27 protein-coding genes are annotated in these 15,730 nt (G+C 58.8%); 10 read left to right on the forward strand and 17 right to left on the reverse strand.

Features of this window, described 5'->3' with window-relative positions:
- Nucleotides 1-107: 107 nt before the first annotated feature.
- The 17 genes from ACLH0J_RS02245 to ACLH0J_RS02325 all read right to left on the reverse strand — a co-directional run bounded on the left by ACLH0J_RS02245 (nt 108) and on the right by ACLH0J_RS02325 (nt 9,648).
- Complete coding sequence (locus ACLH0J_RS02245; protein ID WP_411390705.1) at nt 108-497, reverse strand: antiterminator Q family protein; 390 nt, start codon at nt 495-497, stop codon at nt 108-110.
- Complete coding sequence (locus ACLH0J_RS02250) at nt 494-781, reverse strand: hypothetical protein (RefSeq protein ID WP_411390706.1); 288 nt, start codon at nt 779-781, stop codon at nt 494-496. The genes ACLH0J_RS02245 and ACLH0J_RS02250 overlap by 4 nt, the downstream gene beginning before the upstream one ends.
- Nucleotides 774-2,132 carry a tyrosine-type recombinase/integrase gene (locus ACLH0J_RS02255; RefSeq protein WP_411390707.1) on the reverse strand — a complete coding sequence of 453 codons (1,359 nt, stop codon included), beginning with the start codon at nt 2,130-2,132 and terminating at the stop codon, nt 774-776. Before ACLH0J_RS02255 ends, ACLH0J_RS02250 begins: the two co-directional genes overlap by 8 nt.
- On the reverse strand, nt 2,129-2,692 hold the full coding sequence (locus ACLH0J_RS02260) for a hypothetical protein (RefSeq protein WP_411390708.1): 564 nt from the start codon (nt 2,690-2,692) through the stop codon (nt 2,129-2,131). The genes ACLH0J_RS02255 and ACLH0J_RS02260 overlap by 4 nt, the downstream gene beginning before the upstream one ends.
- Nucleotides 2,679-4,115 carry a replicative DNA helicase gene (locus ACLH0J_RS02265; RefSeq protein ID WP_411390709.1) on the reverse strand — a complete coding sequence of 479 codons (1,437 nt, stop codon included), beginning with the start codon at nt 4,113-4,115 and terminating at the stop codon, nt 2,679-2,681. Before ACLH0J_RS02265 ends, ACLH0J_RS02260 begins: the two co-directional genes overlap by 14 nt.
- Nucleotides 4,112-4,933, reverse strand: a complete 822-nt coding sequence (locus ACLH0J_RS02270; protein ID WP_411390710.1) for an ATP-binding protein — start codon at nt 4,931-4,933, stop codon at nt 4,112-4,114. Before ACLH0J_RS02270 ends, ACLH0J_RS02265 begins: the two co-directional genes overlap by 4 nt.
- Nucleotides 4,920-5,693, reverse strand: a complete 774-nt coding sequence (locus ACLH0J_RS02275; protein WP_411390711.1) for a hypothetical protein — start codon at nt 5,691-5,693, stop codon at nt 4,920-4,922. The genes ACLH0J_RS02270 and ACLH0J_RS02275 overlap by 14 nt, the downstream gene beginning before the upstream one ends.
- Entirely contained in the window at nt 5,690-5,917 is a 228-nt protein-coding gene (locus ACLH0J_RS02280; RefSeq protein WP_411390712.1) for a hypothetical protein, read from the reverse strand. Before ACLH0J_RS02280 ends, ACLH0J_RS02275 begins: the two co-directional genes overlap by 4 nt.
- Nucleotides 5,914-6,438, reverse strand: coding sequence for a hypothetical protein (locus ACLH0J_RS02285; RefSeq protein ID WP_373344975.1), 525 nt, complete (start codon nt 6,436-6,438; stop codon nt 5,914-5,916). Before ACLH0J_RS02285 ends, ACLH0J_RS02280 begins: the two co-directional genes overlap by 4 nt.
- The gene (locus ACLH0J_RS02290) at nt 6,435-6,740 is read right to left on the reverse strand and encodes a hypothetical protein (RefSeq protein WP_411390713.1); all 306 of its coding nucleotides are present in this window, start codon (nt 6,738-6,740) and stop codon (nt 6,435-6,437) included. The genes ACLH0J_RS02285 and ACLH0J_RS02290 overlap by 4 nt, the downstream gene beginning before the upstream one ends.
- Nucleotides 6,737-7,486 (reverse strand): Rha family transcriptional regulator, encoded by a 750-nt coding sequence (locus tag ACLH0J_RS02295; RefSeq protein ID WP_411390714.1) that lies wholly within the window; start codon nt 7,484-7,486, stop codon nt 6,737-6,739. Before ACLH0J_RS02295 ends, ACLH0J_RS02290 begins: the two co-directional genes overlap by 4 nt.
- On the reverse strand, nt 7,483-7,773 hold the full coding sequence (locus ACLH0J_RS02300) for a hypothetical protein (RefSeq protein WP_411390715.1): 291 nt from the start codon (nt 7,771-7,773) through the stop codon (nt 7,483-7,485). The genes ACLH0J_RS02295 and ACLH0J_RS02300 overlap by 4 nt, the downstream gene beginning before the upstream one ends.
- Nucleotides 7,770-8,069, reverse strand: a complete 300-nt coding sequence (locus ACLH0J_RS02305; protein WP_411390716.1) for a hypothetical protein — start codon at nt 8,067-8,069, stop codon at nt 7,770-7,772. The genes ACLH0J_RS02300 and ACLH0J_RS02305 overlap by 4 nt, the downstream gene beginning before the upstream one ends.
- Nucleotides 8,066-8,371, reverse strand: a complete 306-nt coding sequence (locus ACLH0J_RS02310) for a hypothetical protein (protein WP_411390717.1) — start codon at nt 8,369-8,371, stop codon at nt 8,066-8,068. The genes ACLH0J_RS02305 and ACLH0J_RS02310 overlap by 4 nt, the downstream gene beginning before the upstream one ends.
- Complete coding sequence (locus ACLH0J_RS02315) at nt 8,368-8,697, reverse strand: DUF3077 domain-containing protein (protein WP_411390718.1); 330 nt, start codon at nt 8,695-8,697, stop codon at nt 8,368-8,370. The genes ACLH0J_RS02310 and ACLH0J_RS02315 overlap by 4 nt, the downstream gene beginning before the upstream one ends.
- A 130-nt stretch (nt 8,698-8,827) precedes the next feature.
- Nucleotides 8,828-9,364: a KilA-N domain-containing protein gene (locus ACLH0J_RS02320; RefSeq protein WP_411390719.1), complete on the reverse strand. Its 537-nt coding sequence runs from the start codon at nt 9,362-9,364 to the stop codon at nt 8,828-8,830.
- Complete coding sequence (locus ACLH0J_RS02325; RefSeq protein WP_411390720.1) at nt 9,364-9,648, reverse strand: helix-turn-helix domain-containing protein; 285 nt, start codon at nt 9,646-9,648, stop codon at nt 9,364-9,366. Before ACLH0J_RS02325 ends, ACLH0J_RS02320 begins: the two co-directional genes overlap by 1 nt.
- Nucleotides 9,649-9,743: 95 nt before the next feature.
- Between ACLH0J_RS02325 and ACLH0J_RS02330 the strand changes: the two genes are divergently transcribed.
- From ACLH0J_RS02330 to xerC, 10 genes are all read left to right on the forward strand, one after another.
- Nucleotides 9,744-10,472 (forward strand): XRE family transcriptional regulator, encoded by a 729-nt coding sequence (locus tag ACLH0J_RS02330; protein ID WP_411390721.1) that lies wholly within the window; start codon nt 9,744-9,746, stop codon nt 10,470-10,472.
- 92 nt (nt 10,473-10,564) lie between these two features.
- A complete protein-coding gene (locus tag ACLH0J_RS02335) occupies nt 10,565-10,882 on the forward strand; it encodes a LuxR C-terminal-related transcriptional regulator (RefSeq protein ID WP_411390722.1) in 318 nt (105 codons plus the stop codon).
- Between the two features lie 65 nt (nt 10,883-10,947).
- Nucleotides 10,948-11,661: an Arc family DNA-binding protein gene (locus ACLH0J_RS02340; RefSeq protein ID WP_411390723.1), complete on the forward strand. Its 714-nt coding sequence runs from the start codon at nt 10,948-10,950 to the stop codon at nt 11,659-11,661.
- A 53-nt stretch (nt 11,662-11,714) separates the two neighbouring features.
- Nucleotides 11,715-12,449 carry a hypothetical protein gene (locus ACLH0J_RS02345; RefSeq protein WP_411390724.1) on the forward strand — a complete coding sequence of 245 codons (735 nt, stop codon included), beginning with the start codon at nt 11,715-11,717 and terminating at the stop codon, nt 12,447-12,449.
- A complete protein-coding gene (locus ACLH0J_RS02350; protein ID WP_411390725.1) occupies nt 12,446-13,180 on the forward strand; it encodes a metallophosphoesterase in 735 nt (244 codons plus the stop codon). Before ACLH0J_RS02345 ends, ACLH0J_RS02350 begins: the two co-directional genes overlap by 4 nt.
- Complete coding sequence (locus ACLH0J_RS02355) at nt 13,177-13,458, forward strand: hypothetical protein (protein ID WP_411390726.1); 282 nt, start codon at nt 13,177-13,179, stop codon at nt 13,456-13,458. Before ACLH0J_RS02350 ends, ACLH0J_RS02355 begins: the two co-directional genes overlap by 4 nt.
- A complete protein-coding gene (locus ACLH0J_RS02360) occupies nt 13,455-13,622 on the forward strand; it encodes a hypothetical protein (RefSeq protein ID WP_411390727.1) in 168 nt (55 codons plus the stop codon). The genes ACLH0J_RS02355 and ACLH0J_RS02360 overlap by 4 nt, the downstream gene beginning before the upstream one ends.
- Nucleotides 13,615-14,109, forward strand: a complete 495-nt coding sequence (locus ACLH0J_RS02365; protein ID WP_411390728.1) for a hypothetical protein — start codon at nt 13,615-13,617, stop codon at nt 14,107-14,109. Before ACLH0J_RS02360 ends, ACLH0J_RS02365 begins: the two co-directional genes overlap by 8 nt.
- Entirely contained in the window at nt 14,106-14,312 is a 207-nt protein-coding gene (locus ACLH0J_RS02370) for a hypothetical protein (protein ID WP_411390729.1), read from the forward strand. The genes ACLH0J_RS02365 and ACLH0J_RS02370 overlap by 4 nt, the downstream gene beginning before the upstream one ends.
- Nucleotides 14,309-15,457: a tyrosine recombinase XerC gene (xerC, locus tag ACLH0J_RS02375; RefSeq protein WP_411390730.1), complete on the forward strand. Its 1,149-nt coding sequence runs from the start codon at nt 14,309-14,311 to the stop codon at nt 15,455-15,457. The genes ACLH0J_RS02370 and xerC overlap by 4 nt, the downstream gene beginning before the upstream one ends.
- Nucleotides 15,458-15,730: the final 273 nt, after the last annotated feature.

Genomic DNA, 15,730 nt, shown 5'->3' on the forward strand with positions numbered 1-15,730 from the left:
CACGAAAAAGCCCGACTCGAAGGCCGGGCTTTCTATGGGGGTGTCGCGCTTGAAAAGCTAAACACGGCGCCATGAAAACAGGTGTTTATCCGCGTGGAAAGCGATTTCTACGCGGCCTCACGAAACACCTCAATGGCGCAGTCGACCCAAGCCACGCCGGCCTTGATCAACTCTCGCGCCTTGGCTTCTCCCATCTCATTTTCTCGAGCAATCCGAAGTGCCGGCCACTTCGCTCCGAAGTACAGCCAGATGAAGTTGCCCATCTGTGCGTCCCGGGTGGCGAGCTTAGCCACCGCACGATCCACTACCAGAGCTACGTCGTCCGTGACGCAATAGTTCTTGATGCCGCCCTCCGTGACGTTGTTGTCGCGGATCAGAGCGTACAGCGGCGACACGTACCGAGGCACGCCCATCCCGTCCATCCGCCACCAGCCCCATTGCTCCAGCAGGTATTCAGTATCGCCCAAGGGCTTGTCGACATACGTGCGCTTCTTCATGCGGCTTTCCTCGGATCTGGATCACTCAGGCCAAACAGGTCGCGAAGCAACCGGTCAGCGGGTTTGTTTTTGGCGTTCCCCTCGATCAGCCAACGTTGGCCGAAATCATGAAAGCCGATCTGCACACGACTGCCGTGCCAACTAGCGACCATGTCTAGCAGGTAAGCCAGCGCATTCGGCCCGCCGACTTTGACTTTGGCCAACTCCTCGCCGGCGATCTTCAGAAATCGCCGCTCTAAGTCGCTCATACATTTGCGCGGCAATGCCGCTGTGACGTTACTCATTGCCGTCTCCTAGCTGGTGGTTTGGCGTGGCCTGGGTGTTGCCTTGTACTAAAAACCTCCTCCTCGGAAGTGGATACTGATTCACGCTGGAAGCCTCGCTATTCATGGTTTCAGCGGGTAATGCCTCGCCTTCCTGTCTCGCAAATGTCCCACCGTGCAGCGCCTCGAAGCCTCGTTGATCGAGGTAGGCGTGCCAGGTCTCCAAGGCCTGCCTCTTGAGCTGCTCGGCCGCCGTATGGATGTAGGCCTGGTCGAGATCCTTCATGGCATGGTTCAGCAGCAGCTCCCCGACCATGTAGTCGACGCCCAGGTCAGTCCAGGCCGTACGGGCCACCTTGCGCAAGTCGTGACTCGACCATTCGCCGTGGGCCAGGTGCGTGAACAGGGTGCTGGCCTTGGTCGCGCTGAGGGCTTGCCCAGAGCTGCCCGGGAACAGGAACTGCCCGGTGTAGCCCTTACCCTGCTGCACAAGGCGGTACCGCTCGATCAGCGCCAGGGCCTGGGCCGTCAGCGGAAGCGTGTGTGCCGCCTTGGTTTTGGTGTCCGCCGCCGGGATGAACCACTTGCCGGTGCTGGTGTTGACGTTCTTCCAGCGGGCCAGCCGGGTTTCACCGAGACGCGTGCCGTGACAGAGCATCAGCCCCGCCAGCACACACGCCGCCGGCGATTCGTCGAACTGGTCGGCCAGCAGATCCAGCAGGACAGGCACGTCATCAGAGTGCAGCCGCGCCGCCTTGGCCTTGATCTTGGTCCGTACGAAGTCGGTGAACTCCAGGCCGGCCAGCGGGTTAACGGCCAGCAGGTCAAGGCGGTAGGCCTGCCGCACAGCCACCCCCAGGACGCCCCAGACCGAGCGCACGAACGACAGGGCGTAACGCTCCTGCATCGGCATCAGCAGCAGTCGGTCAATGACCGGCCTGTTCAGCCCAGCCAGCGGCAGTTGACCCAGGCGTGGCTGCAGGTGCCGCTTCAAAGCCGACTTGGCACTGGCCTTACGTTTCTCGGACAGCGCCCGGTCGCGCGTCATGCGATCCAGGTACCAGGTCAGCAGCTCACCGACCGTAGACCAGTTGGTGGCCGTGGACTTCGCCAAAGGATCAGCCGACCGGCGGGCCAGGATGGTCGGCAACGTTGCCAGCATCGCCTTGGCGTTGATGTCCGGATAGTTGCCAGCCTTGCCCCAGGACTTGCCCACCACGACGTGCCACGAGCCTTTGGCGCGATCCACAGTGGAATACCGGAACCGGAGAGCTGGGTGCCGTGGGTCGCGCAACTGGCGAACGTCGCCGGCTTGGTGGCGGCGGATCTCGGCGTCAGTCAGCTGAACGTGCACGGTTTTCGAAGCGCTCATAGGCTGACGCTCCTAACTTCCAGATATTCCTGCGGGACCATGTCATTGCGCGCCTGCACCGAAACCGCGAACCGCCAAGCTCGATAAGCCTCGGCTGGTGAACTGCCAACGCCAGCCCATGGATGTTCCTGGTGAAAGCACCAGAAGGTTCCGCTTCGCCCGGTGATCGTCGCCTTTGGAAGTCGACCGGTAAAGCCGATCTTATGCCGTGCCAGCCATCCCTCAACAGCGGGCCAGATGATCGCCTGCTCGGCCTTGGAAAAGTCGCCTTTGCCGCCATTGCTGTAGACCTCGGCCAGGCCGTAGTCCTGGTTGGCCACCCACAGCATGAACCCGCTGGGGGTGTGGATCAGCTTGTAACCCTTGTGCGCCCATGCCCAGTCCAGCGGAAAAAGGCGAACCGACTCGGCGATGCGTTCGGCTTCGGGGTGCCGAGGAACTTCAATAATCTTCATGCCGGGCTCTAGCGTGAAAGCCTCACCACGCAGCGCTGCTGCATGGGCCTTCTCGATCTCTGGCTTCCGCCCCAGTAAACGATCAATCAGATTAAAATTTCTCATCGTTCCTCCTCCCCTTGTACTTGCTGGCGAGTGGGCGGCCCATCTCGACCTCTTCCTCTGATGGATACGGGTTGCCGATAAGCTCAACAAACCGGTGATAGGCGCCCTGGTGCTGCACGCGGCATGAGCCCGTTGGCCCGTGCCTGTTCTTGTCGACGATCAGCTCTGTGACGCCAGCCTTTCCGGCGTCGGATTCACCATCGCGATGCACCAGGATCACCACGTCAGCGTCGGCCTCGATCTGCCCGGAGTCGCGCAGGTCGCTTTTGGTCGGGCGCTTGTTGGGGCGATTGCTCGGGCCTCGATTGAGCTGGGCAAGCACCACGATGGGCACCGCCAGCTCTTTTGCCAGTCGCTTCAATCCTTTGCTGATCTCGGTGACCGTTTCGTATCGACTCGACGACTTGTTTTCGCCGTTGACCAGTCCGATGTAATCCAGGGCGACGAATGCAAGCCCATGCTCCCGCTTTACCGTTCGGCAGATCTGGCGAATATCCCGCAGAGTGAGCGATGAGTCGTCACAGAGGATCAGCGGGGCATCCATCAACTTGTTCACCGCAGAGGTCAGCCCAGGCCAATCAGCGTCGACCATCGAGTGCCCTTCGCTGATATGCTTCAGCTGGACGCTGCCGACCGAGGCTAGAGACCTGTTCGTCAACTCCACATCCGTCATTTCCAGCGAGAACACCAGGGCCGGCTCCTTTTTGACCAGCGCGACACGCTCAGCAATACCAAGCCCCAGAGTGGTCTTGCCGCTACCAGGCGTCCCAGCCACTACGACCACATGACCAGGGCAAATGCCTGGGATGAATTCGTCCAGCGACGGCAGCCCCGTGTCGAACCCGAGACTTTCCGTACGGTTGAATCGACGATCTACGCCATCGATTGCCTCGGGCAGAACGTCCTTGATGAAGCGATACCGGCGGCGTGAATCAAGCCCTTCCGCCTCAAGAGATACCCAAGCCTGCTGGCCTTGGCTAAGAACCTCGTCCAGCGGCTCGCCATCAATTAGGCGCTGACTCATGATTCTCGCGGCAGCGATCACTCGGCGGGCAACGGAGCGCTGCTTGACGATCCGGCCGTACTCATCAAAGTTGGCCGCACTGGGCGTGTTCTGCACGAGAAGCCCAGCCACCGCCAGTGAGCTCTGCCTGTCAGCAAGGTACGGGCGTGCCTCGCAAATCGTCACAACGTCGACTGCCCGACCCTTTGAGCGAAGCCCCGAGATAACCTCAAACAACTCCGCGCACGCTGGGTGGTGGAAGTCCCCCACCGAAAGTTTTCCACCAGCATCATCGATCAGATCGGGGTGCTGAATCATGCTGCCAATGAGCGCGTATTCCGCCTCATGGCTGTAGAGCGCCGAGTCAGGAACCTCTTGGTAGGACGGTGGGGCATCAGTGGTATCTGGGTAATCAATCATGCAGAGCCTCCCGATCGTGCCGACTTCCAGGTGAATGGCGCCAGCAACCCACCGTTTTCACGCAGACGGTCAGCGGCGCGCGGGCCGATGAAACTGTGCAGATCCTCCGGCTTCTGATTGCTCACCAGGATGGTCGGTTTGACCAGTTGGTAGCGGCGGTCAATGGTTTCGTGCAGCAGGCTGGGTGTGAAGTCCTTGCCGGGGCGCACGCTATGTACGCCAACCTCATCGATCACCAGTAGGTCGACAGAAGACAACTCGTTGATCAGGTCCGTCTTGGAAGGCCCCGAGTTGCTGCGGAAGCTGTCGGTCACTGCCTGGGTGATCGACTCGGCGGTGACGATCAGGCCGGTACATCCGTGGATGCCGACGACGTGCTGCAGGATCGCGCAGGCCAGGTGCGTCTTGCCGGTACCAATCTCGCCCATCAGCATCAGGGCGCGGCCGGCGGTCAAGTGTTCCCCGAAGCCCTCGGCGTATTTGCGGCAGATGCTCAGCGCGCGCTGCTTGGCCTTGTCGTCGCCCGTTACGTAGCTATCCAGGCTGCACTTGCGAAAGCGCGGCGTGATGCCGGTGGCTATGAGGTCGCTGTTGAGGCGCTCAGCTTCGACCTGAGCCAATGCCTGCAAATGTTCCTCGCGATCCTTGGGTGTGTTGTACAGCGCTTGCCAGCGGCAGGCCGGGCAGGTGTCGAGCTTCCAGGATCCGTCGAACTGCTCGACCAGCGACTGCTTGAACGCTAAGTGCCCAGGGATGCCGCACAGCTTTTCACGGGTCTCAGCCAGTTCCGGCGTCATGATGAATTTAGAAACGGTCACTTGGGTAGTCCTCCTGGCGGTGGGTTGGCACGCTGAGGACGGCGCTTTGAAGATTGCCGCTGTTGGCGCCAGCGCCTGGCAAAACCTTTTCAGGGAACAAACCTGTCCAGCCGTTGCTGATTGATTGGTTGATCACCACATCTGGGCTGTGATGCCCCTCAAGGGTTTTTGCCTGCCGGGCGCAGGTGGTGGCGGTGAGTGACTTACGAATCTCCTTGCGGTGCTGGCACCAGTCGGTCCAGACCTTCTCGGACACGTTGGCTGGCTTCGCTGTCAGAGGATCGAATTTTTGTGACTTCTTAGCCGCCGAGGGAGCTTTAGCGACCGTTGGTTTACTCCTTGATCCAGTAGAAGAATCCTTTATTAAGTAGTTGTCGGTTTTCCCACAGTTCGGAAAACCCACACTACGGTCAACCGAAGTGTGGGAAACCTGTAGGTTCGGTTCGTAGTGCACGATCACTCGGCGACCGAGCACTTTACCGGTGCCCTCCTCGCGCATGATTTCATGCGTAACCAGCCCGAGATCCTTGAGATAGCCCATCGCCTTCGAGTAGCGGTCACGACCGATGGAGAAACGCTCTTGCAGGAACGAGCCAATCACCTTCCAGTCGCTGGACCGGGTTTGAAGAAAAATCCAGATGGCCAGCGCGTCAGGGTTGACGATCATAGCCACCACGTCATTGCTAACTGAGGCATACGGTGCCTGCTTGGCGTACAGGATGGTTGGCGTGGCCTTTTCCACGTTCACAGGCTTGGTCATACGTTGAGCTCCCGCGTTACACGGCGCACGAAGTCGTCATAAGCCTCAGACATGACGAACCCCTGCGCTTCCAGAGCTTCGCGGTAAGCCTTTGCCGATCCGTACAGCACCCAGCGCTCGCGCTCGGGCAGATCCTTGAAGTGGTCGTAGGTTGGCCAAGGTCCTGCAATTATCGGCGCTGTACGAGCCTCCTGGGGGGGGGCATGAGGGTTTGTAATGGTCATTGCAAAGTCTCCCCAGCCGGACGGACGAACAGTTCCTCGTCAGGCTCGCCTGGCATCTTGCCGCCGGACAATCGCATTATCAGCACGGTGAGGGCGTTGCACGAATTGATCATCGAGGCGTGCGCGTTCCAGACTGTGTCGTCATCAGGATCAGTGCAGGCCAGCGACTCATGAGCGAAGTTCGTTCCGTTGCTCGCCATGCAGGCCAGCGTCAAGTCATCGAACTGCTCAAAGTGCGGCTCATTGAGGATCGCGAGCCGCTCAACGGCGACAGGCGGGACATCACCAGGGAACTCCAAGGGGAATTTGGAGGCGGTAATACCCTGGACCAGCGTCTCGCGCGGAATTCCCTTTGCTTGCAGGACAGTGCTCAAGGAGAGGAAGCAGGCGAGCGCCACCATCTCGGTTGGATGCCCTTCAGCCTTAGCGTGACCAACCACCAGCGGCAGCAGGTCACCCAGCACGAATACCTCATGGGTAGCCATGTCGTTGGATGCGCCTTTCTGGATTGGCTTTTTCATAGCGATCGCTCCAGGCGCTCGACGAGCATGCGCATCTTGCGCTTCAGCTTGGTCGTGAGGTCGCGCTGGGTTTTCCACCGGGTGTAAGCCACATCGGTGAAAGCGATCACTCCTTCGAACTCCTTGTCGTAAGGGTTCACGCGCTTATTGGTATCGGCGAAGGGCCGCCCGTAGGCATCGAAGTACACGCGGTACATGGTGTTCAATTCGCGGCGCAGCGAGTTGCGCTTGGTCTCGGCCAGTTGATACTCAACCGCCGACTCGGCGATCTTGATCATGAGCTGCTCTTGGGAAATCTTCATGCTTGTTCTCCGTCGGCGCCAAACAGGTCAGCCAGGTCAATTTGGTAAACGTCCATCCAGGCAGCGGCGGGCCAGGCGATGACCGAGCCGAAGGTGGGATGAATTACGTGAGGGGCGTTGATGCCACGTGCCTGGCACCACTTCTTGAGTGGGCGCCAACCGCTCCTGCCGAACTCGCGGCCGAGGGCCTTCTCTACGGCGACGATGGTTGCCTGGGTGACACCCATGCCAAGCAGCTCCCTGAGTTGGCGAGCCTCACGGACGGCGGCACTTGCCGTGGCCATCGCCGTTGCCTCACGGCGCGAACCGATCTCGGCTTTGGTTTCGATGGCGTAGTCGCGCTGCTCGATTGCCAGCTTTTCGGAGCGTTTAGATTCCAGCAGGTGTTCCAGGGCGCCGATGTAGTCAGCGGGCAATGCCGGGGCACGCTGGTTGCGCTGCTGGACCATCTCCCAAAACTCGCGCACCAGCTTCTTCTTGAAGGCCCGGACAATGTCCGTGTTACGCATGAAGGTCAGCAACAGCGTGGATTGAGGCTCGTTGAGAATCGCGTACTCGGTGTCACCACCGCCGTGCTGGCCGACCTCTCTTGGTCGGATTTCAAATCGGACCAAGCCGAAGTCCTCCAGGTCCGACTGGTACCGCCTTGCCAGCACGATGACGCTCGCGTGATCGTTGAGTGTGCCCTCAGCAATTGCCAGGGTGGTGGTGACGGCGTCGCCGTCTTTGATCGTGACGATGGTCATTGGCAACTCCTGACGTGAACCGCGTCGTGAGCAGCGCCAGCGTGACGGCTCTTCCAGAAAAAGTTGCCGGTTGCGAAAGTGATCGACTCAAGACGGGCTTCGATTTGGGTGGCAAGAGGGTTGCTCCAGCCACCGTCGAGCGTTGGGACGATCTGAGCCAAAAGAATCGTGCGCAATTCGTTGAAGGTGGCGCGGGCGTCGTTCATCCGCGCCATTTGCTCGGCAGTGACAACGGCGTTATCCAGCAACTCGCCATGGACAACCAATACGGCAGGGAGCTTATTCATGGACGCACCTCCGAATTCCGCGCCACGTTTTCGAGTAGCGCAGAACGTGGCGCAGGAGCAAGGGCCGCGATCTTTTTGATCTGCTCAAACGCTGTGTCGAGAGTGGCACCGCCGGAGTCGTCGAAATACTTCACGAGGTCGGTAAGTACGGGCACATCAGCGCCGCCACCAGTATCAACGTCGCGAGCGATGGCGCGAGCGATGGCCGCAACCCAATTGCAGATGTCAATGTGCGCAAGGATCTGGAATTCAGCCTCTTCGATCAGGTCTTTGATTTGCTCTGCATTGGTATTCATGCCTGGTCCCCCACTGCAATTTCTGCGCGCAGGCCGTAACGAACCTGCTGAATCAGCGCGTTCGCGGTGCTGGAAATGTGAGCCAGCGCCCGAAGTTCTGCGCAAGTCACCGGATCACCGTTGTTATTGGTGCTGAAGTCCAGGCGATCGCAGAGGGTGGTCAAAGCGAGGTTGAAGTCACTGGCAAGAGCGAGTGACTGCTCAATATCTCCGCCCGCATGGAGCTGGAACAGGTCGTTATCGATGCCGCCGAAGTCGATGCTTTTGAGCGCTACGGCTTGCAGTTGCTCTTTGGTAATCACTGGGCACCGCCTTGGCGTTTAGCCGCAATCACGGAACCGATAGTCGAATCCATCAACGCCCTTGAGCTCTCAATCAGAAAGCGAAGTCCATAGATAGCGTTCGTCTCGAGCCCTTCGTCAATGAGAGCGGTCATAATCTCCTCGACAGAGCCAAGCAACATTGAGGCGGAATTCAAAGCATCCTCGCAGTCCTGCCCAGGCTGAACAGCAAGCATAGGGCGCGAGTGATTACCTTCAGCACTAACGTCCTGATGATAAAAATCCGAATGAGTGGTAAGCAGCGCCTCTTGCACTACTGATTGGGTGGTGCTATTTTTTGGGTGCATTAATTCGCTCTCCAGAACGAAAGATTCAAAGAAGTCCCTTGCAGGGGACTGATTAAGAAGCCAGCCTCGACAGCTGGCTTTTTGCTGTCTGGGATTTAACCGGACAGCAAATACAGGGATGGGCAAACCTTCATGACGAGGCCTGCAAGCCGTGGTTTTCTGGGTTGTCCAGGGCGAGGATCATCTGCAGCTGGTTACGACCGCGTTCAACCTCGGCGATCAAGCCGGGCTTCTCACGTTTCCATTCAGCGAGATCGCGGCCACTTGCACTTGCCCGCGACTGACGATCATCAAGTCGTTTGCAGGCGTGGTTGAACCGCCCCATTGCCGACGGAAAACCACGGAGCAGCGCATCAATCTGCGTGTCGCACCAGACAGCAAAGTCGTCATCGAGCCATTGCGCGAAACGCACGCCCAATTTCGGATGCAGCCACGTTCCTGCCTTGCCGCGCCCCCGGACAGTCTCGACAAGTTTGAGGTCCGAAAATCGGACCTCATTAGCAAGGTGCCTGGTCATGGCTGCCATGTAGCTCTTGGTGCTTGGGAGCTCCAGCCATTTGATGGGTTTCTTGCCGAAGCGTTTTGCTACTTCGGTGGCATTGATCCAGCCGTCAGTGTTAAAGCGCACCAGCTGCCCTTCGAAATCGAGGCGGATGACGTTGTTCATTACGCCAACTCCGTACTACTGGATGGATTCACAGCACCGACAGTGGACTGACCTGTAAGTGAGATCTGGCGTAGATTTGTGTCCAAGGTAGGCGAGGCTTCAGCATCGCTTGAAGCTATCGACCTTGAATGCATATCCAGAATTGCTTGACCCGTTGAGAACCGGATATCACCGCCTTTCGCCGCACGGTTAATCGTCGGCTGACTGACGCCTATGTCGCGTGCAATCGCGGATTGTGAAATGCCTAGCGCAGAGAGGGCGCGGATTGCCTGTTGAGGATTCATATCGCAAACCTATTCGCATTTGAATTTTTAGAATACCCAAGCGAATAGATACCCGCAATACAATTACGAAATTCATTTCCAAGTAGGTTTGCCGCATGACCACAAAAGAAAACATGTCGATTGGCGATCGGATGCTTGCCGCTCTCCACAAGAAAGGGTGGTCGTTATCTGAGCTATCGCGCCGAACTGGAGTCCCACAACCTACCATCCACAGAATTGGCGCAGGGGTATCCGCGAACCCTCGACGAGAGAGCATTGAGAAAATTGCCAGGGCGCTTGGCGTCAGCGCGGAGTGGCTGTGGACCGGGAGGGAGGGGATACCCTCCAAAACTACTTCTGCCGATATTTCAGACATCAGCCTTTGGGATGAAAACACACCTCTAATGGATGATGAGATTGAGGTTCCTTTTCTACGCGAGGTTGAACTGGCGGCCGGATCCGGGAGATTCGCAATTGAGGAAGACCAAGCCGAAACTCTCCGTTTTCGGAAAAGGAATCTCCGCGAGAATGGCGTACAGTTCAATCAAGCTAAGTGCGTAACCGTCCGCGGCAACAGCATGATTCCAGTGTTGCGTGACGGTGCCACAGTGGGCGTAGATCTAGGCAAGACAAGTCTTGGTGACATTGTTGGCGGCGATCTCTACGCCATAAATCACAACGGACAACTGCGCGTTAAGCAGGTATTTCGGCTCCCTACCGGGCTCAGATTGCGAAGCTTCAATCGCGATGAGTATCCAGATGAGGATTATACTTTTCAGGAAATACAGGATCAGCAGATAGCCATCCTTGGACATGTTTTCTGGTGGGCAATGTACGCAAAATAGCAGACCGCATAAAATCTATTCACTTTCGTATTGACTGAATAAATTCATTCCCGCATAGTTCGCTCCATCGCAACCCGCATGGAGCTACCAGAATGACCACCACCATCAACTTCGCAGGCTTCACCGGCTTTTTGGGCCGAGGGGCAGCTCCGCGCGAGCTTCAGTGCTTGATGGCGGTGGCGTCTGGACAGACCTCGAAAGAAGCGGCCCGCGACCTGGGCGTATCGCCAGACACCGTGGACAAGCGCCTCCTATCGCTGACTACGAAGCTTGGTGTCACTCGCCGGGCAGCTCTCGTAGCGAAAGCGTTCTCGCTTGGATTGATCAAGGTAGCGGGCGTAATCGCCCCTAATCCCGAACCACAACATCAACAAGACGGCGACGAGTTCCAAGGCGTCTTTATCGCCTAACCCAAACCTGATTTTCGCGAAAGCCAACAACGCGGCCGGGATTCGTTCGGCCTGGAGAAAGTGAAATGACCTCAACACAATACGATTCCCGCACCGCCGACAAGTTTGTGGTCCGCCTTCCGGACGGCCTTCGATCTGCAATTGAAGCCGCAGCCCAAGCTGACGATCGCAGTATGAACAGCGTCTTCGTTAAGGCCACACGTCAGTATTTGGATGGCCAGAACCGTCAACAGATCCTGCTGGATACGTTGGCCAACACTGTCACCACCCCGATCGGGGTGAACTCAAATCCGAGTAATTCAAGCGATCTACCGGGAGGTCTTGTGCCGCCAGCGATCGGCGAATACTGGGCTGGACAGGGCGGCCTCTACGGTGGCCGCCGCGAGTACCCGGAAGGCCTCTGCTACATCATATTCGCCGTCACGGACGTGGGCCGGCATAGCTATGGCGAGTACGGCACCAACGTCGAGGCTACCAGTGGCATCGATGGGCGTGAGAACACCGTAATCCTGGTCAATCGCGAAGGTTCTCACCCAGCCGCCGACGCAGCATCTGCCTACACCTGCGACGGGCACAACGACTTCTATCTGCCCTCATCTGGCGAACTGCATCACGGCTACCTGTACCTGCCTGAGTCGTTCGAGAATGACTGGTACATCAGCAGCACGCAGCGCTCCGCCTACCTCGCCTACTACATGGCCTTTGGAGATGGCTGGCTCGACTTCCTCGTCAAGGTCAACGAGCGGCTCGCGCGCCCTGTCCGCAGAATCCTTTGCTAATTCAATAATTCATTTATTGCTTCTGCGGCTTCGGCCGCACTGGAGAACGCGCGATGAAACGCCGCCAAATATCACCCGCCGCCCTTCCCGCCATCGGCCAGCCGTTCTCTGGAGGCTTCTACGCGGGCCGGATCTACTTCGACGGCGCCGAGTTCGCGCTGATCGACGCCGGCCAGGAATTCGAGACGGCCGCGCACTGGTGGGACCACGAAGGCCCGCGCCCACGCATCCGTGGCGCCACGCACCGCTTTGACGGGATGGCGAATACCCTGGCCATGAGCGCCGAGGGCAGCACCATCGCAACCAAGGTGCTGGGCATGAACATCCGGGGCACCTGGGGCTGGCATATCCCGAGCATTGAAGAGCTGAACCTGATGCGGGGTAATCTGCTCCAGCTGCCAGATTGGAATCACCGCATGTGTGAGGCCGCGCCGCAGGCGTTCCGTGGCTCTCATCAGTATTGGTCCAGCAGCCAGAAAGAGAACGCGGCTACGGCCTGGCTTATGGGCATGTATCCCTGGGCGGTACCGGATACCAACTGGGTCAGCGGCTGCAACGGGATACGCCCAGTGAAGGTCCTGCAGATCAAGGCCGACGCTTTCGTGCATGAGCCATCGACCGATATTGCTACGAACGTAGTAGTGTGTGACTTGGGCGGACTGACCGCCAGCCCGGCGGTGGCCGAGGTGCTCGGCCATTTCATCAACGAAGACACCGGCCGCTTCTACGGGCGTACCGATGACCTGCTGGCCCAACTGGCAATGATCGCCGGGGAGGCTCGCCCATGAACAAGTTCCAGCGATTCGAACTCAACACCGCCGGCCGAGACTTCGCCGTTGGCGACGTGCACGGGCACTTCACCAAACTGCAGGCCGCGCTGGATGCCATCGGGTTCAACCCTTCCGTTGACCGCCTGTTCAGTGTGGGCGATCTGGTTGACCGTGGGCCTGAATCTGCCGATGTGGATACCTGGCTGGCCAAGCCATGGTTCTTCGCCGTCCAGGGCAACCATGAAGCGATGGTGTACGACGCCTATCACTTCGACCCTGATGGCCGCGCGGGCAACCTGCACGTCGCGAACGGTGGCGCCTGGATGCTGGGCCTGCCCTCTGTAGAGCGTGGCTGCTATGCCTCCCTGCTGGCCGACCTCCCGGTCGCGATTGAAGTTGTGACGGGTGAGGGGCTTGTAGGAATCGTGCACGCCGATTGCCCCTTCCCTGTTTGGTCGATGCTGCGCGATGCACTCAACGGCAAGATGCCCGGCCTGCTGAACGTGGATGCTGTTTGCCAGTGGTCGCGCAGCCGTATCACGGACGAAAACCATGAGGGAGTCAGCGGCGTGCGCGCGGTCATCGTCGGGCACACCCCCGTGCGCCAGCCGGCAATCCTCGGCAACGTCTACCACATCGACACAGGCGCCTGGATGGGTGGCCACTTCACGCTGATCGACCTGGGAGCCCTGCAATGCTACCCACCGGTCAATCCGAAACTGAACTGGGACTGGGAAGAACGGCCATGAAAACCATCATCACCTTGATCCTGCTGCTGATCGTTGGTCAGGCATCGGCCGGCGAGCAACTGATCGACGTCCAGCACGACAGCGCCCGCGGCGTCACTTGCTGGATCTTGAATAACACCGGTATCAGCTGCTTGCCGGACAGTTCGCTCCCACAGACGCCCGCCAGCACCACCACCGACGAAAGCCAGGCGGCACGGGCTTCTCTGGCAACTTCCATGTGCCAAAACGAGCAATTGACCGCCACCCCGCTCCCGCAGGAAAAGGGGCTCCAGCTATGAGTGTCCGCAACGGTACCAAAGGCCAACGCCTGATCGAGTTGTTCAACGCCCTGCAGCGCCGGGAAACCACATTCGGGCAGATCTACGCCATGTCGGCATCGTGCGGCATCGACGCGCGCCGGGTGCTGGCTGACCATTTTCAGCGGGGTGCAAGCCATGGGTAAGCAGTTTGAAACGGAGCGAGACCGTGCTGAGTATTGGAAACAGCGCGCCAAAAGTGCCGAAGGTCATCTGTTCGCCAGCGATTGGCGAGCCGCCGCCATGGAATTACACAAGTACTGCAGCTTTGAATCAACGCCTTGGGATCAGTTGACCGGATCCCAGCGCGCTCAGCTTGATAGCGCAGCAGGATCAGTCATAGGAGTGGTCAATGCTCGGCGTGACGAGCGCGCACCGAAAGGCTCAAGTTCCGATGAGGTGGCTCGCCTGCGAAAAGGCCTGACCGACGTGTTCAATCACGTCGAGGGCAACACCGAGTGCCTGGTGCGCGATCTGGTCAACTGGGGAACGCCCAAGATCGACCCCAACGACTTCTATGCCGAGTGCGAGACCATTAAGGCGATCGCACTGGAAGCCTTGAATACCGAAGAGGTCGCGACACAATCCACGGATAACGAAAACGTGTCGCGACACGAAGGCAGGCAGACATGAGCGCGGCTAGAGTCATAGAGTTTGAGGAGTTGCAGCGGATCACCGGCTATACGCGGCGTGCTGACGTGGAGAAGGCGTTGCGCGGGGAAGGAATACGGATATTCCTCGGAAGGAAGGGGCCTTGGACCACCGTCGACCTGGTCAACCAGGCGGGCGGCCTCAAGCCAATCGATCAAGAAAAGTATGACGCGGACATTATATGAAGCGAGGAAGGAAGCGCCAGCACAACCCGAACATCCCTGGCCATATTGACCAGGCGGCCCTGCCACGCTCGGTATATTTCGACCACCGCGGGGCGGGGTGCTGGTACATCCTGTATTTCAACGAAGCCGGCCGGCGCCAGCGGCAGAACCTGTGCGCGGGCAACGTTACGCTTTCGGAGCTTCACCGGCTGATCGAGGAACGCAACGGCGTAGACCGTGACAGCCTGCAGTACCTCTGTGACGAATTCCACAAGAGCGACCAGTACAAGGTGCTCAGCGAGAAAACCCACGACGACTACGTTTACTCCCGCGACGTGCTTCTGGCTTTCCCCACGAAACTTGGCAAGCCGCTGGGCGAGCTGGCGGTGCTCAAGTTCACGCCGGCGCTGATCCAGCGGGTAATCGACAAGATCGCCCAGGAAGGGAAGCCATCGAAGGCCGCACACGCCCTGCGCTACCTGCGCCGCGTGATGCAGTGGGGCCGTAACCGGGGGTTCGTGAAGGAAAACCCGGCCAAGGGCATCGAGTCACCGAAAGAGCGCAAGCAGCGCCGACTGCCGGACGACACGGCCATGGTCAACCTGATCAGGTTCGCGCAGCAGCAAGGCCAGCTCAAGAGCGGCCAGCCAGGGGCGTGTTCGCCATACCTCTGGTATGTGATGGAGATCGGGTACCTCTGCCGCCTGCGCGGTATAGAGACGATTACCCTCACCGACGAGAACGAGCTCGCCGAGGGTGTGCTGACCAACCGCCGCAAGGGAAGCCGGGACAACATCGTCCGTTGGTCGACGCGCCTGCGCGCCGCATGGGATGCAGCCAAGTCCGTCAGGACGGAAACCTGGGAGCGCAAGCGTGTTCCCGTGCCGATCCGCGCAGACCAGCGCTTCCTGATCATCTCGGCCACCGGCAGGCAGTTGTCGAAGTCAGGCCTCGACACAGCCTTCCAGCGTCTGATCGTCCAAGCGATCGACAAAGGAATTCTCACCGAGGAGCAGCGATTCGGAATGCACGACTTCAAGCGCAAGGGCATCACCGACACGGTGGGCACCCGGGCAGATAAGCAACAAGCGTCTGGCCACAAGGACGAATCCATGATGGACGTTTATGACTTGAGCGTACCGACCGTGAACCCTTCGGGCGATTGAGCAACTGATTAAACCGAAAGGTGCCCACAGGATTATCCACAGCCAGTCGGTAGAGAATGCTGGACATTCCACCAGGCTTTTCAGCGTACATAAAGACCTAAGAGGTGCGCAAAATATGACCCAAAGGCATGGCCCCGCGTACAATATAGCGCCTGAGGGCTTCATCGTTGCTATGTTGGGTAGCTGACTTGTAATCAGTAGGTCCCGGGTTCGACTCCTGGTGCCGGCACCATACAAGGTTCCATAGAAAGCTTTCAAAATCTCTGGAACCCC

Origin of the sequence: Pseudomonas sp. MPB23, assembly GCF_046605395.1 — a bacterium.
Lineage (GTDB): Bacteria > Pseudomonadota > Gammaproteobacteria > Pseudomonadales > Pseudomonadaceae > Aquipseudomonas.

Bases quoted from the DNA above. Each gene is read 5' to 3' on its own strand.
- ACLH0J_RS02245 (WP_411390705.1), bottom strand. From the start codon at position 497: ATGAAGAAGCGCACGTATGTCGACAAGCCCTTGGGCGATACTGAATAC.
- ACLH0J_RS02250 (WP_411390706.1), bottom strand. From the start codon at position 781: ATGAGTAACGTCACAGCGGCATTGCCGCGCAAATGTATGAGCGACTTA.
- ACLH0J_RS02255 (WP_411390707.1), bottom strand. From the start codon at position 2,132: ATGAGCGCTTCGAAAACCGTGCACGTTCAGCTGACTGACGCCGAGATC.
- ACLH0J_RS02260 (WP_411390708.1), bottom strand. From the start codon at position 2,692: ATGAGAAATTTTAATCTGATTGATCGTTTACTGGGGCGGAAGCCAGAG.
- ACLH0J_RS02265 (WP_411390709.1), bottom strand. From the start codon at position 4,115: ATGATTGATTACCCAGATACCACTGATGCCCCACCGTCCTACCAAGAG.
- ACLH0J_RS02275 (WP_411390711.1), bottom strand. From the start codon at position 5,693: ATGACCAAGCCTGTGAACGTGGAAAAGGCCACGCCAACCATCCTGTAC.
- ACLH0J_RS02280 (WP_411390712.1), bottom strand. From the start codon at position 5,917: ATGACCATTACAAACCCTCATGCCCCCCCCCAGGAGGCTCGTACAGCG.
- ACLH0J_RS02285 (WP_373344975.1), bottom strand. From the start codon at position 6,438: ATGAAAAAGCCAATCCAGAAAGGCGCATCCAACGACATGGCTACCCAT.
- ACLH0J_RS02290 (WP_411390713.1), bottom strand. From the start codon at position 6,740: ATGAAGATTTCCCAAGAGCAGCTCATGATCAAGATCGCCGAGTCGGCG.
- ACLH0J_RS02295 (WP_411390714.1), bottom strand. From the start codon at position 7,486: ATGACCATCGTCACGATCAAAGACGGCGACGCCGTCACCACCACCCTG.
- ACLH0J_RS02300 (WP_411390715.1), bottom strand. From the start codon at position 7,773: ATGAATAAGCTCCCTGCCGTATTGGTTGTCCATGGCGAGTTGCTGGAT.
- ACLH0J_RS02305 (WP_411390716.1), bottom strand. From the start codon at position 8,069: ATGAATACCAATGCAGAGCAAATCAAAGACCTGATCGAAGAGGCTGAA.
- ACLH0J_RS02315 (WP_411390718.1), bottom strand. From the start codon at position 8,697: ATGCACCCAAAAAATAGCACCACCCAATCAGTAGTGCAAGAGGCGCTG.
- ACLH0J_RS02320 (WP_411390719.1), bottom strand. From the start codon at position 9,364: ATGAACAACGTCATCCGCCTCGATTTCGAAGGGCAGCTGGTGCGCTTT.
- ACLH0J_RS02325 (WP_411390720.1), bottom strand. From the start codon at position 9,648: ATGAATCCTCAACAGGCAATCCGCGCCCTCTCTGCGCTAGGCATTTCA.
- ACLH0J_RS02330 (WP_411390721.1), top strand. From the start codon at position 9,744: ATGACCACAAAAGAAAACATGTCGATTGGCGATCGGATGCTTGCCGCT.
- ACLH0J_RS02335 (WP_411390722.1), top strand. From the start codon at position 10,565: ATGACCACCACCATCAACTTCGCAGGCTTCACCGGCTTTTTGGGCCGA.
- ACLH0J_RS02340 (WP_411390723.1), top strand. From the start codon at position 10,948: ATGACCTCAACACAATACGATTCCCGCACCGCCGACAAGTTTGTGGTC.
- ACLH0J_RS02345 (WP_411390724.1), top strand. From the start codon at position 11,715: ATGAAACGCCGCCAAATATCACCCGCCGCCCTTCCCGCCATCGGCCAG.
- ACLH0J_RS02350 (WP_411390725.1), top strand. From the start codon at position 12,446: ATGAACAAGTTCCAGCGATTCGAACTCAACACCGCCGGCCGAGACTTC.
- ACLH0J_RS02355 (WP_411390726.1), top strand. From the start codon at position 13,177: ATGAAAACCATCATCACCTTGATCCTGCTGCTGATCGTTGGTCAGGCA.
- ACLH0J_RS02360 (WP_411390727.1), top strand. From the start codon at position 13,455: ATGAGTGTCCGCAACGGTACCAAAGGCCAACGCCTGATCGAGTTGTTC.
- ACLH0J_RS02365 (WP_411390728.1), top strand. From the start codon at position 13,615: ATGGGTAAGCAGTTTGAAACGGAGCGAGACCGTGCTGAGTATTGGAAA.
- ACLH0J_RS02370 (WP_411390729.1), top strand. From the start codon at position 14,106: ATGAGCGCGGCTAGAGTCATAGAGTTTGAGGAGTTGCAGCGGATCACC.
- xerC (WP_411390730.1), top strand. From the start codon at position 14,309: ATGAAGCGAGGAAGGAAGCGCCAGCACAACCCGAACATCCCTGGCCAT.